This window comes from Pseudomonas sp. Ps21-P2, from assembly GCF_039672565.1.
Taxonomy (GTDB): domain Bacteria; phylum Pseudomonadota; class Gammaproteobacteria; order Pseudomonadales; family Pseudomonadaceae; genus Aquipseudomonas.
Genome location: NZ_JBDFPL010000002.1, coordinates 471,820 through 482,462 on the forward strand (window position 1 = coordinate 471,820; position 10,643 = coordinate 482,462).

Below are 10,643 nucleotides of genomic sequence, written 5' to 3' on the forward strand. Positions count from 1 at the left end.
GGCATCCCTTGAAAGCCCTCGACGAGCTGACCTTCGATAATCGTTTTGCCCGTCTGGGCGATGCGTTTTCCACCACCGTGCTGCCCGAGCCTATCGCCGACCCGCGGTTGGTGGTTGCCAGCGAAGCCGCCCTCGCGTTGCTCGATCTGGACCTCGCTCAGGCAGAACAACCCCTCTTTGCTGAAATTTTCAGCGGCCACAAACTGTGGGCCGAAGCCGATCCGCGGGCGATGGTTTACTCCGGTCATCAGTTCGGTTCGTACAACCCGCGCCTGGGTGATGGCCGCGGTTTGCTGCTCGGTGAGGTGTACAACGACGCCGGCGAACACTGGGACCTGCACCTGAAGGGCGCCGGGCAGACGCCGTATTCACGCATGGGCGATGGTCGCGCTGTCTTGCGTTCGTCGATCCGCGAGTTTCTCGCCTCAGAAGCCCTAGATGCCTTGGGCATCCCGACCAGTCGCGCGGCCTGCGTGATCGGCTCCAGCACCCCGGTGTGGCGTGAAACCCAGGAGCGCGCGGCGATGGTGCTGCGACTGGCGCAAAGCCACGTGCGCTTCGGCAGCCTGGAGTATTTCTTCTACACCAAACAGCCGGAACAGCTGAAGCAACTGGCCGATCACGTGCTGTCCCTGCACTACCCCGAATGCTTGGAACAGCCAGAGCCGTACCTGGCGATGTTTCGCGTGATCGTCGAGCGTCAGGCCGAGTTGATCGCCAAATGGCAGGCCTATGGTTTCTGTCATGGCGTGATGAACACCGACAACATGTCGATTCTCGGCATCACCTTCGACTTCGGCCCCTTCGCGTTTCTGGATGACTTCGACCAGCATTTCGTCTGCAACCATTCCGATCACGAAGGCCGCTACTCCTTCAGCAACCAGGTGCCGATTGGCCAGTGGAACCTCAGCGCGCTTGCCCAGGCGCTGACACCCTTCGTCAGCGTCGAGGCTCTGCGTGAGGCGCTGGACCTGTTCCTGCCGCTGTATCAGGCGCATTACCTGGACCTGATGCGCCGACGGCTGGGCCTGACAACGGCTGAAGAGGATGACGCTGACCTGATCGCTCGTTTGCTCCAACTGATGCAAAACAGCGGCGTCGACTACACCCTGTTTTTCCGCCGTCTGGGGGAGGAGTCAGCCGACGTCGCGGCAGGAAAGTTGCGCGACGACTTCGTCGACATGCTTGGCTTCGACGCGTGGGCCGACGCCTACACAGCCCGCATCGCCCGCGAGCCCGAGTCCAGCCAAGAGGATCGCCACACGCGCATGCACGCGGTTAACCCGCTGTACATCCTGCGTAACTACCTGGCCCAACGCGCCATCGAAGCGGCCGAACAAGGAGACGACAGCGAAGTCCGTCGCCTGCATCAGGTGCTGTGCAAGCCGTTCGACGAACAGCCCGGAATGGAAAGTTATGCACAGCGTCCGCCGGATTGGGGCAAGCATCTGGAGATCAGTTGTTCGTCGTGAGTGGGGGAGAGTTGAGGTCAGGCGAAACCTCCGCCGTTTCGGGCAATGCCGGATCCTCGCGCTCTAAGCGCTTTTTTTCCGGATCAGTCATGGCAGCGAGAATGTCGTAGAGGTTGAGTATGTGCGTTTGAGGTTCGCGCTTCCCGCCCGCAGGCAGGGCTAGCTCTTCTGCGATTTTCGCCTCCATTTCTGCCTCGTAATTCCAGGGATAACGGTCCTGAACCCTTTCGATCATCGGGAGGCCTTTGTAATACTCCAGGACCTCCCTCAGAAAGACTGGCGCCTTGCCGGTCATACTGCTTTCGAGTTGAGCACGGGCAATGGCGCCTTGCGCCCACTTATATTCCATTTGCGCACTGGCGCGCCAAGCGGCTTGCCTCTCATTGATGGTGTAGCCACCTTGGTCGTCATAGGCGATCAGGATCAACTGATCCCGTGAAAGGCCCGCGAAAGGGCTTTTCGCATTCAAGTCGCCAGCTCTGGAACGGTTCACGTATTCAGTAGCTTGCCGGGCGCGATTCAGAAGCTCGGGATCATCGGTTTGCGGTGTCTCCAGATCATGCCGGGCTTTTCCGGCTTGATACCCATCGAACAAAAACCTGCTTTTTTGCTTGGCCGCATAAGCCGCCAGCTCATCGCGGGACATCGTCAGTTCTCGCTGACTCGCCCGCTCCGCACTGTCGCTTAGCTGCCGCCCCAGAACTGACACGCTCGCGACCTCGGATTGAGACATTAGTGAGGCAGTTGGCGCCGGCTCAGTGTCTAAGACTGGCAACCCGGCAGACGGCGCTTTTTCAACTTCGCCTGCACTCAAAGGACCTTGTGTGGCCGAACTTATAGTGGAAAGCATAGAAATCCCTTTTCTGATATCACGCGGAGCCGAAGCTGCCACTAATAGGCAGCTCCGGTTAATGTTTGCATCATCAGCGCATGATGAAGTCCACCACCCAATTGTGGTTGGAGTAATTGACAGAGGTGACAGTAACGTCGCATTTGGCACCGCCGCCCGATATCGCACTTCTATTCCACTTGGGCGTGCGGACACCTCCCGGTGTAGAGCTCATCAAATAGCTGGTTGTAAATTGGCAGGTTTTGAACCCCGCTTGATATCGCACGGTGGCGTAGCTTATTGGAGACGCACCGCTTGGACGAACGTTGAAGCTGGTCGAGGCGCCTGCCGCCACGGCGTCAGGTTTGGGTGATGCGTTCGAGTATGTGGTCAGCTCATTACTGCTACTTCCACGCACATAAACTGCATTTTCATCGGTTTCATTTTTAAAGTTTACGGTGACCTGAGGTCCTGCACTCACCATTCCAACCGTGACCAAAGTAGAAAACAGCAACACTGCATTAACTTTATTTTTAGATTTCATTTTTAGATCCTCCTTTTTTTTAGATCTAAAAAAAGCTAATCAGGCATCACGCTAGATTCCTACTACCCGAACGGATAGCTACTTTAGAGCGCGCCGAGCGAGCGCGGCAGGCGCCCTCGGTGATCAGGCTTTAGCTGCAGGCTTTGGTGAAACAGAAACTTGCGTACCGGCATTCGCAGCCGTTGGCTTCTCAACCTCCTGAGCCGCGGTAGTCGGCACCGGAGAAGTGCGGGGCGAGAATTTCTTCGTGTGGACGATATTGTTCGGGTCGGTTTTCTTGTCTTTGGTGGTGTCGACGATGCCGGCGAGGATGTCGTAAAGGGTCAGTTTGCGGTCTGGCGCCTGGCGTCCAAAAGCGCCCGGCAGGCTGGGCAGCGTCAGGTCGCTCTTGATCCGCGCTTCCAGAATGGCTTCCGCTCCTTTGGGATAGCTCACCGCCCTCTCAATCGCCGGCAGCGACTTGAGGTAGCTCAGGGCGTCGTTGTAGAACCGGGTGGCCTTGCCCGTCCGGGCTTGCTCGATCACGCCCTCGTTTATCGCAACGTTGCGCCAGTCCTCGTCCATCTTCTGCACGCCCTGCCAGGCCGCGCGCCGCTCGTTAAGCGTGAAGCTTGCGCTGTCGTCGAAGGCAATCAGGTTCAGTTGCTCGCGTGAGAGGTTCTCGAACGGGCTCTTGGCGGTTTTGTCGCCGGCCAGGGTCCGGGTCACGAACGCACTGGCCTCGCGCGCGCGGTCCAGCAATTCAGGGTCGTTCGTCTTGGGCACTTCCATGGCCCGGGTGCCGCTGTTGACTGTGCGGCCCTCGATCAAGAACTCATTGATGCGATTACGCCCGTACTGCCCCAACTCGGAGTGGGTCATCACCGCGTCCCTCTTCTGGGCTCGCGCTGCGCTCTCGTTAAGCTGAGCCGCCAGTGTCGAAAACGTCGCCTTGTCGGTAGCTGTCGTAGCCGCCTTGTCGACGGGTTTGGGGTCACTGTTTAGAGCGGCGTCAACGACTGGCTTTTTGTTCGCGACAACCGCTGCAACCGCGGCCTGGATCTGGCTGATCATGGGCGACTCCCTGGCTATGAGATGACAAGGGCCGACGCGCATGTTCGTCAGTCAGCCCCTCGCGTCGACACTAGCGACAGCCAGGCAGGGCGAACAGTTGGGCGAACGGGGGATGCTTTCGGGTAATCAGCGCTCGGGGATTTGGCTTGACCCGCGCAGTCAGGGGCTGGTACGAAGGGTCAAAGGGGAATTCGTTGCGTCTTCAGGTTTGAGCTTTTATTGGGCGTGGGTGCTTAAACGAGCGGAGAAATCTGGGGTAGTTCACACCTGGCATTTCAGGTGATCAGTGAATGCCGACCGCCATTGATGACATCCCGTCGCTACAGGTGCAGCCGTAGAGCTTGATAACCCATCCCCCAGACTCCACGTAACAGTCATCCATCCTAGTCAGGTCTCTCTCATGTCCGATTCACTGCTGATCCCCTGCCCGCACTGCAACGGGCTCAATCGCATTCCTGCCGGGCGGCTGTCCGACCAGCCGAAATGCGGGCGTTGCAAGCAGCCGGTTTTGCTGAGCAAGCCGTTCAACCTGACGCAGGGCGATTACGCCAGCCAGATCAAGGGCGATCTGCCGTTGCTGGTGGACGTGTGGGCGGAATGGTGCGGCCCCTGCAAATCGTTCGCGCCGACGTTCGAGCAAGCGGCAACTCAGCTGAGCGGGCGCGTCCGGCTGGCGAAGCTGGACAGCGAGGCCAATCAGCAGCTTTCCGCGCAGCTGGGAATCCGCTCGATTCCAAGCCTGATCCTGTTCAAGGACGGCCGTGAAATTGCCCGGCAGAGTGGCGCGATGCCGCTGCAACAGCTGACGGCCTGGCTGACCAGTCAGGGAATCTGAAAGGCGTTTCTTCAGCGATCGAAGTGCGTGACAGCCAGCGCTGTAGGCATGTTCTGAAAGCGCTCTTTCGCCCCGAATTCGTCGAATTCTGCGTCTAGGCTTCGCCACTCCTATCGGCACCCTGGAGTGGTTAGCAATGACATACGTGGTCAGAGAGGGCGATTCAACAACAACCGGCGGCGTGGTTTTGCGGGCCTCAGGCTCGCACACATGGGAGGACCGGCGCCTGGCGCGCATGGGCGATCCGGTCTGGTGCGAGCTGTGCGCGCAGATCGGCTTCATTGCCCAAGGCAATCCGACCTTCATCGACGAACTCGTGGCCGTGGCGACGCACGGCCAGGCAGTGCGCTGCGGCTGCGAGGAAGGCACCCATCGTTTGATCGCCAGCCAGACTCAGCTTCAGGCCGACATGGACGCGACCATCGACATTCCCAAGGACATGGCCGAAAAGGCGCGCAAGCGAGCCAAGCAGATGACGCGAGCCCGTCGAGAGAGCCCCGAACCCCTCGCCTAGCAGCTACCGATTACCCGCACCCGTTTCCAGCAAGTGATGCAGCTCGACAAATTGCTGGGTCAGCTTATGCCGCGGCTCCAGATGGATCAGCGGCATATTGGCTTGATGAGATTCACGCATCTTGATCGAGCTGGTGAGGTAGACCGGCAGCACCGGCAGCCCTTCAGCGATGAGCTCATCAAGGATCTGCTGGGGCAGGCTCGCCCGCGACTGGAACTGGTTGACGATAATGCCTTCCACCTCCAGATCCTCGTTGTGATCTTCCTTGAGCTCTTCGATTTCCTTGAGCAACCCGTACAGCGCCTGGCGGGAGAAACTGTCGCAGTCGAACGGAATCAGCACACGATCCGCTGCGATCAATGCCGATACCGCGTAGAAATTCAGCGCCGGGGGCGTGTCCAGGTAGATGCGATCGTAGTCTTCGCTCAGCTCATCCAGCAGTTTGCGGAGCTTGTTGATCTTGTGCTTGGCTTCCAGCTTGGGCTGCAGATCCGCCAGCTCCGCCGTGGCGGTCACGACATGAAGGTTGTCGAAGGGCGTTTCGTAGATGTCGACCTGATTCTTCTTGGCGCCAGGCCCGGAAGACAAGGTTTGCTTGAAGAAATCGGCGATCCCCATGGGAATCTCGTCGCCGGTCAGACCGGTGAGGTACTGCGTCGAGTTGGCCTGGGCATCAAGATCGATCAATAGCGTCCGATAACCCTCATGAGCACTGACAGCCGCCAGATTGCAGGCGATGCTGGACTTGCCAACGCCGCCCTTCTGATTGAACACCACACGCCGCATGTAAGACTCCCTGTTGCTGTCTAGCCGTAAAGGATCGCCAGCGACCCGATGAATGGTCCCGAGTCTAGGCAATCGCGATGAGTAGGGCGAGTCTCTCGGAAAAATCTGACTGCAAAGGCGAAGCCTGCAACGCATACAGTCCTATTGATCCTACAAAACAGTGTCAGACGCCGCTGCCCTACCAGTAAGAATAATCGCCAGTAAACAAACCTTTTGTTTCAACGTTTGCCTCGGTGCCTGGGCATCGGGATAATGCCCGCCACTCGGTGATAGCGCCGCGCCATGGTTGGTGCCACTTCGGAGACTCGAAGCCCGGAAGTATGCCCGTGTCAGGGCAGGATAATTTTGTGATCAAGTTCAACATTGCACAGTGGCGCGCGTGGGCGCCGGGGCTGACGTCGGTCGAAGAGTGGCGCCAATGGAGCCACGAACCCGTGATCCCCGCCCCGACGGACGCAGCGCCGGACGTTTCATTTTTGCCGGCCATGCAGCGCCGCCGGTTGAGCCGTCTGGCCCGCATGGCCTTCGGCGTAGGCTGGCCGCTGGCGGAGGGTCTGGAGCGATTGCCGCTGGTGTTCGTGTCGCGCCACGGCGAAACGCCCCGGACCTTCGACATCCTCAGCGATCTGGCCAAAGACGAGCCGCTGTCGCCCACCCAGTTCAGCCTGTCCGTGCACAACGCCGTTATTGGCCTGTGGTCGATCCTGCGCGGCGAGACCAGCGAGATGACGGCCTTGGCCTGTGCGGGCGACGGGCTTGAACATGGCGTCATCGAGGCGGCCTCCCTGCTTGAAGAAGGTGCGCCGGCGGTATTGCTGGTGATCACCGAAGAGCAGCCGCCTGCCGCGTACGCGCCGTGGATCGACGATGTGCCGTTTCCCTATGCGCTCGGCCTGCTGCTGACGCCGGGGGATGAGTGGCAGCTTTCGCTGACGACCCGCGAACCGATCGAGACGGATTCCGAGCGCAGCCAATGGCCCCACGCGCTCAACCTTTTACGTGCGCTGTCGACACAACAGAGCGCTCTGCAACATCCCTGGAAAAATCGGCTATGGAATTGGCAACACAACCGCTGAGCAAAAGCCGCGACGCCTATTACTGGCGCCTGCTGGCCACGGCCCTGAGCTTTGCCCTGTTCGGTGTGGGCGGGCTGTGCCTGCGTGTGTTCGTCTTTCCCCTGCTGGCGCTGCTGCCCGGCGATACCTGCAGCCATCAACGCCGCGCCCGGCGGACCATCAGCCGCCTGTTCTGGGCATTTATCCGCATCATGAGCAACGCTGGGGTGCTGACCTACGAAATCCAGGGCGCCGAGCGTCTGGGCCGCCCGGGGCAGATGATCATTGCCAACCATCCGTCGCTGATCGACGTGGTGTTTCTCATCGGGCTGGTGCGTGACGCCAATTGCGTGGTCAAGCAGAGCCTGTGGCAAAACGTATTCACCCGAAGCCCGGTCAGGGACACCGGCTACGTCAGCAACGACGGCAGCGCCGACATGCTGGAGCAAGCCGCGCATCTGCTGCGGACCGGGCAAACCCTGATCATCTTCCCTGAGGGCACGCGGACCCAGCCAGGCCATGCGCCCGCCTTCCATCGCGGCGCTGCGGCCATTGCCCTGCGTGGCGCCCACGTCATTACGCCGGTGACCATCCACGTGTCGCCGACCACGCTGACCAAGGCCGAGCCGTGGTACCGCATTCCCCTGCGCCGCCCGCATTTTCACCTTCGCGTGGGCAACGATATCGATCCAGCGGCATTCGCCGCGCTTGGCCCGGCCCCTGTGGCGTCGCGCAAGCTCAACGACTATCTGCATCAACACTTCACCAAGGAGCTCGCCACAGATGAGCGATCTGCACCAGGACATTAAACAGCTGATCATCGATGCCCTGGGCCTCGAAGACATCAGCACCCACGACATCGGCAACGACCAGACGCTGTTCGGTGAAGGCCTGGGACTGGATTCGGTCGACGCGCTGGAGTTGGGCCTGGCCATCCAGAAACGCTACGGCATCAAGATCGACGCCGACGCCAAAGACACTCGCAATCACTTCACCAGCGTCGACAGCCTCGCGGCATTCGTCAGCGCGCGCCAAGTGGCCTGAGGACAGAACATGCAATCCCGTGAAGACATCTTCGACACCCTGCGCTCGTCGATGGTTGAGCTGTTCGAGCTCGAACCCGAGCGCGTTACCCTCGAAGCCAACCTGTATCAGGACCTGGAAATCGACAGCATTGATGCCGTGGACCTGATCGACCACATCAAGCGCAAGACCGGCAAGAAGATCGCCGCCGAAGAATTCAAGTCGGTGCGCACCGTGGGCGATGTCGTCGACGCGGTCTATCGCCTGGTCCACAGCGCCGCATGAGTCGACTGATTGGCCTGGTCCTGGTGCTTGCAGGTGTGCTGTACCCGTTTGCCGTCTACTTCGGCATGGGCCACTTCGCCCCCTGGCAATTCGCGCTGCTGCTCGGCGCGTTGTGGGCCGTGCGTGCGCTGACCAGCGAGGGACGTCCGGGCGGTGTGTCGATGGCGCTGACGGCGATGGGCTTTTGCCTGCTGCTCGGGCTGTTCAACAGCCCGCAATTGCTACGCTGGTACCCCGTGCTGATCAGCGGTTTCATGCTGACCCTATTCGGCCTGAGCCTGATGCGCGGCATGCCGCTGATCGAGCGACTGGCGCGCCTGACGGAGCCTGACCTGCCGCCCGTTGTGGTTCGCTACACCCTCCAGGTCACCCGCGTCTGGTGCCTGTTTTTCCTGTTCAATGGCCTTGTCGCCGCCGCGCTGACCCTTTGGGCGCCGCTGAGCTGGTGGACGTTATACACAGGGCTCATTGCCTACGGTTTGATGGGTCTTCTGTTTGCGGGTGAATGGATCATTCGTCAGCGCGTCCGGGGGCGGGCATGAGCTGGATCGATCTCGAACACCTGTTGCTTGAAGCCCGTCCGCAGCGCGCCGTTGCCCATGCTCCCGCGCTGAGCCATGCCGCGCTGCAGAAACGTGCGCTGTGTGTCGCCGCCGCATTGCAGCAGCGTGGCGTGACACGCCTGGCGGTCCATCTCGAAGACGCCGCTGAATTGGCCATCGCGCTGTTTGCGGCCTGGCGCGCCGATGTGGCGGTGTTGCTGCCGTCCGATCTGCAGGCGCAGACGAGACAGCGCTGGGCCAGTCATGTCGACCTGTGGCTGACGGATCTGCCGGACGACACCCGCCTAGATCAACTGAACGCCGATCCGATGCCCCCTGCCGCGCTCGATCTGGATCAGTGCAGCTTGAGCCTGTGCACGTCCGGCTCCAGCGGCGAGTCCAAGCTGATCGAGAAACGCCTGCGCCAGTTGGCCAACGAAGTCAGTGCACTCGAACGCTTGTGGGGCGCAGAACTGGGCGATGCCTGCATCATCGGCAGCGTGGCGGCGCAGCACATTTATGGCCTGCTGTTCCGGGTGTTGTGGCCGTTGTGCGCCGGACGCAGCTTTGTGCGCCAGCAACTGCCGTTTCCCGAAGACTTGCAACGCGCCAGCCGCGAGCATGAATCCTTCGCCTGGGTGGCGAGCCCTGCACTGCTCAAGCGCATGGGCGACAATCTCGACTGGAGCCACCTGAGCGTCGTGCGCCGGGTGTTCTCTTCCGGCGGTGCGCTGCCGGCCGACGCCGCAGCCAGCCTCCATCAGCGGCTCGGGCAGTGGCCGAGCGAGATACTCGGCAGCTCCGAAACCGGCGGCATCGCCTGGCGCCAGGGCGATCCGCTATGGCGCGCTTTCGACGACGTTACCTTGAGCCAGGATGCCGACGGCGCCCTGCGGATCGAGTCGCCGTACCTGCCGAGCGGCCATGTCGAACAGACAGCCGACGCGGTGCGCTTTCTGGAAGACGGTCGTTTCGAGCTGCTGGGCCGACTGGACCGCATCGTCAAACTGGAAGAAAAGCGCATCTCCCTGCCGCTTGTGGAGCAAGCGCTCGCGACCCATGAGTGGGTCAGCGAAGCACGCCTCGGCGTGGTCCGGGAAAACCGCGCGTCGCTCGGCGCATTGGTGGTGTTGAGCGCCAGCGGCGTGCACGCGTTGCGCAATCAGGGGCGGCGCGCGCTGACCCAGGCGCTGCGTCAGCATCTGGTGCCGCACTGCGAGGCGCTGGCATTGCCCCGTCGCTGGCGACTGCTGGGCCATCTGCCCCTCAACGCCCAAGGGAAACTGCCACAAGCGCTGATTGAGACCCTGCTGGTGTCGCCGCGCACTCAAGCCCCTGATCTGGTCGCCCAGGAGCAGCGCGACGATGAGTTGCGACTGGAGTTGATCGTCCCCTTGGACCTCGCCCATTTCCCCGGCCACTTCCCGGGCACGCCGATTTTACCCGGCGTGGTTCAGGTCGATTGGGCGATGAACCTGGCACAGCGTCTGATGGACCTGCCGCCGCGGTTTGCCGGCATGGAAGTGCTGAAGTTTCAACAACTGGTGCGCCCCGGCGATCGCATCAGCCTGACCCTGCGTTTCGACCCTGAGCGCAGCAAGCTGCATTTCGCCTACCGCAATGGCGAAGCGGCCTGCTCCAGCGGGCGGATTTTACTGGTGAACGCGGATGCATGAGCTCTGCACATTCAAGGAAGAGGTCGCTT

At 61.0% G+C, this 10,643-nt stretch carries 13 protein-coding genes; 9 read left to right on the top strand and 4 right to left on the bottom strand.

The features are described 5' to 3' along the window. The first annotated feature begins 8 nt into the window (after positions 1 to 8). Positions 9 to 1,472, top strand: a complete 1,464-nt coding sequence (locus ABEH28_RS05905) for a protein adenylyltransferase SelO (RefSeq protein ID WP_346629381.1) — start codon at positions 9 to 11, stop codon at positions 1,470 to 1,472. On the opposite strand, the gene ABEH28_RS05910 is transcribed toward ABEH28_RS05905, so the two are convergent. The 3 genes from ABEH28_RS05910 to ABEH28_RS05920 form a co-directional block, all read right to left on the bottom strand. After that, positions 1,456 to 2,118, bottom strand: a complete 663-nt coding sequence (locus tag ABEH28_RS05910) for a hypothetical protein (RefSeq protein WP_346629382.1) — start codon at positions 2,116 to 2,118, stop codon at positions 1,456 to 1,458. The two genes, ABEH28_RS05905 and ABEH28_RS05910, sit on opposite strands and share 17 nt — an antisense overlap. 277 nt (positions 2,119 to 2,395) lie before the next feature. Further along, a complete protein-coding gene (locus tag ABEH28_RS05915; RefSeq protein WP_346626892.1) occupies positions 2,396 to 2,845 on the bottom strand; it encodes a hypothetical protein in 450 nt (149 codons plus the stop codon). Between the two features lie 123 nt (positions 2,846 to 2,968). Continuing rightward, positions 2,969 to 3,898, bottom strand: coding sequence for a hypothetical protein (locus tag ABEH28_RS05920; RefSeq protein ID WP_346626893.1), 930 nt, complete (start codon positions 3,896 to 3,898; stop codon positions 2,969 to 2,971). Positions 3,899 to 4,298: 400 nt separating this feature from the next. Between ABEH28_RS05920 and trxC the strand changes: the two genes are divergently transcribed. Next, positions 4,299 to 4,733, top strand: a complete 435-nt coding sequence (gene trxC / locus ABEH28_RS05925) for a thioredoxin TrxC (protein WP_192171178.1) — start codon at positions 4,299 to 4,301, stop codon at positions 4,731 to 4,733. A gap of 136 nt (positions 4,734 to 4,869) precedes the next feature. After that, positions 4,870 to 5,247: a PAAR domain-containing protein gene (locus tag ABEH28_RS05930; protein ID WP_192171179.1), complete on the top strand. Its 378-nt coding sequence runs from the start codon at positions 4,870 to 4,872 to the stop codon at positions 5,245 to 5,247. Positions 5,248 to 5,250: 3 nt separating this feature from the next. On the opposite strand, the gene ABEH28_RS05935 is transcribed toward ABEH28_RS05930, so the two are convergent. Next, positions 5,251 to 6,033 carry a ParA family protein gene (locus ABEH28_RS05935; RefSeq protein ID WP_282368711.1) on the bottom strand — a complete coding sequence of 261 codons (783 nt, stop codon included), beginning with the start codon at positions 6,031 to 6,033 and terminating at the stop codon, positions 5,251 to 5,253. Positions 6,034 to 6,353: 320 nt separating this feature from the next. Here ABEH28_RS05935 and ABEH28_RS05940 point away from each other — a divergent pair, with 320 nt between their 5' ends. From ABEH28_RS05940 to ABEH28_RS05965, 6 genes are read left to right on the top strand one after another with little or no spacing between them, the layout of a single operon-like run. Beyond that, the gene (locus ABEH28_RS05940; protein ID WP_192171181.1) at positions 6,354 to 7,109 is read left to right on the top strand and encodes a beta-ketoacyl synthase chain length factor; all 756 of its coding nucleotides are present in this window, start codon (positions 6,354 to 6,356) and stop codon (positions 7,107 to 7,109) included. Then, complete coding sequence (locus ABEH28_RS05945) at positions 7,085 to 7,897, top strand: lysophospholipid acyltransferase family protein (protein ID WP_346629383.1); 813 nt, start codon at positions 7,085 to 7,087, stop codon at positions 7,895 to 7,897. Before ABEH28_RS05940 ends, ABEH28_RS05945 begins: the two co-directional genes overlap by 25 nt. Beyond that, a complete protein-coding gene (locus ABEH28_RS05950) occupies positions 7,872 to 8,132 on the top strand; it encodes a phosphopantetheine-binding protein (RefSeq protein WP_192171183.1) in 261 nt (86 codons plus the stop codon). Before ABEH28_RS05945 ends, ABEH28_RS05950 begins: the two co-directional genes overlap by 26 nt. A gap of 9 nt (positions 8,133 to 8,141) precedes the next feature. Further along, on the top strand, positions 8,142 to 8,396 hold the full coding sequence (locus tag ABEH28_RS05955) for an acyl carrier protein (protein ID WP_192171184.1): 255 nt from the start codon (positions 8,142 to 8,144) through the stop codon (positions 8,394 to 8,396). Then, the gene (locus tag ABEH28_RS05960; protein ID WP_346629384.1) at positions 8,393 to 8,938 is read left to right on the top strand and encodes a hypothetical protein; all 546 of its coding nucleotides are present in this window, start codon (positions 8,393 to 8,395) and stop codon (positions 8,936 to 8,938) included. The genes ABEH28_RS05955 and ABEH28_RS05960 overlap by 4 nt, the downstream gene beginning before the upstream one ends. Further along, the gene (locus tag ABEH28_RS05965) at positions 8,935 to 10,614 is read left to right on the top strand and encodes an AMP-binding protein (protein ID WP_346629385.1); all 1,680 of its coding nucleotides are present in this window, start codon (positions 8,935 to 8,937) and stop codon (positions 10,612 to 10,614) included. Before ABEH28_RS05960 ends, ABEH28_RS05965 begins: the two co-directional genes overlap by 4 nt. The last annotated feature ends 29 nt before the right edge of the window (positions 10,615 to 10,643 follow it).

Coding starts and splice junctions, on each gene's coding strand:
- ABEH28_RS05955 (WP_192171184.1), top strand. CDS start 8,142: ATGCAATCCCGTGAAGACATCTTCGACACCCTGCGCTCGTCGATGGTT.
- ABEH28_RS05915 (WP_346626892.1), bottom strand. CDS start 2,845: ATGAAATCTAAAAATAAAGTTAATGCAGTGTTGCTGTTTTCTACTTTG.
- trxC (WP_192171178.1), top strand. CDS start 4,299: ATGTCCGATTCACTGCTGATCCCCTGCCCGCACTGCAACGGGCTCAAT.
- ABEH28_RS05935 (WP_282368711.1), bottom strand. CDS start 6,033: ATGCGGCGTGTGGTGTTCAATCAGAAGGGCGGCGTTGGCAAGTCCAGC.
- ABEH28_RS05940 (WP_192171181.1), top strand. CDS start 6,354: ATGCCCGTGTCAGGGCAGGATAATTTTGTGATCAAGTTCAACATTGCA.
- ABEH28_RS05930 (WP_192171179.1), top strand. CDS start 4,870: ATGACATACGTGGTCAGAGAGGGCGATTCAACAACAACCGGCGGCGTG.
- ABEH28_RS05920 (WP_346626893.1), bottom strand. CDS start 3,898: ATGATCAGCCAGATCCAGGCCGCGGTTGCAGCGGTTGTCGCGAACAAA.
- ABEH28_RS05950 (WP_192171183.1), top strand. CDS start 7,872: ATGAGCGATCTGCACCAGGACATTAAACAGCTGATCATCGATGCCCTG.
- ABEH28_RS05960 (WP_346629384.1), top strand. CDS start 8,393: ATGAGTCGACTGATTGGCCTGGTCCTGGTGCTTGCAGGTGTGCTGTAC.
- ABEH28_RS05965 (WP_346629385.1), top strand. CDS start 8,935: ATGAGCTGGATCGATCTCGAACACCTGTTGCTTGAAGCCCGTCCGCAG.
- ABEH28_RS05910 (WP_346629382.1), bottom strand. CDS start 2,118: ATGTCCCGCGATGAGCTGGCGGCTTATGCGGCCAAGCAAAAAAGCAGG.
- ABEH28_RS05945 (WP_346629383.1), top strand. CDS start 7,085: ATGGAATTGGCAACACAACCGCTGAGCAAAAGCCGCGACGCCTATTAC.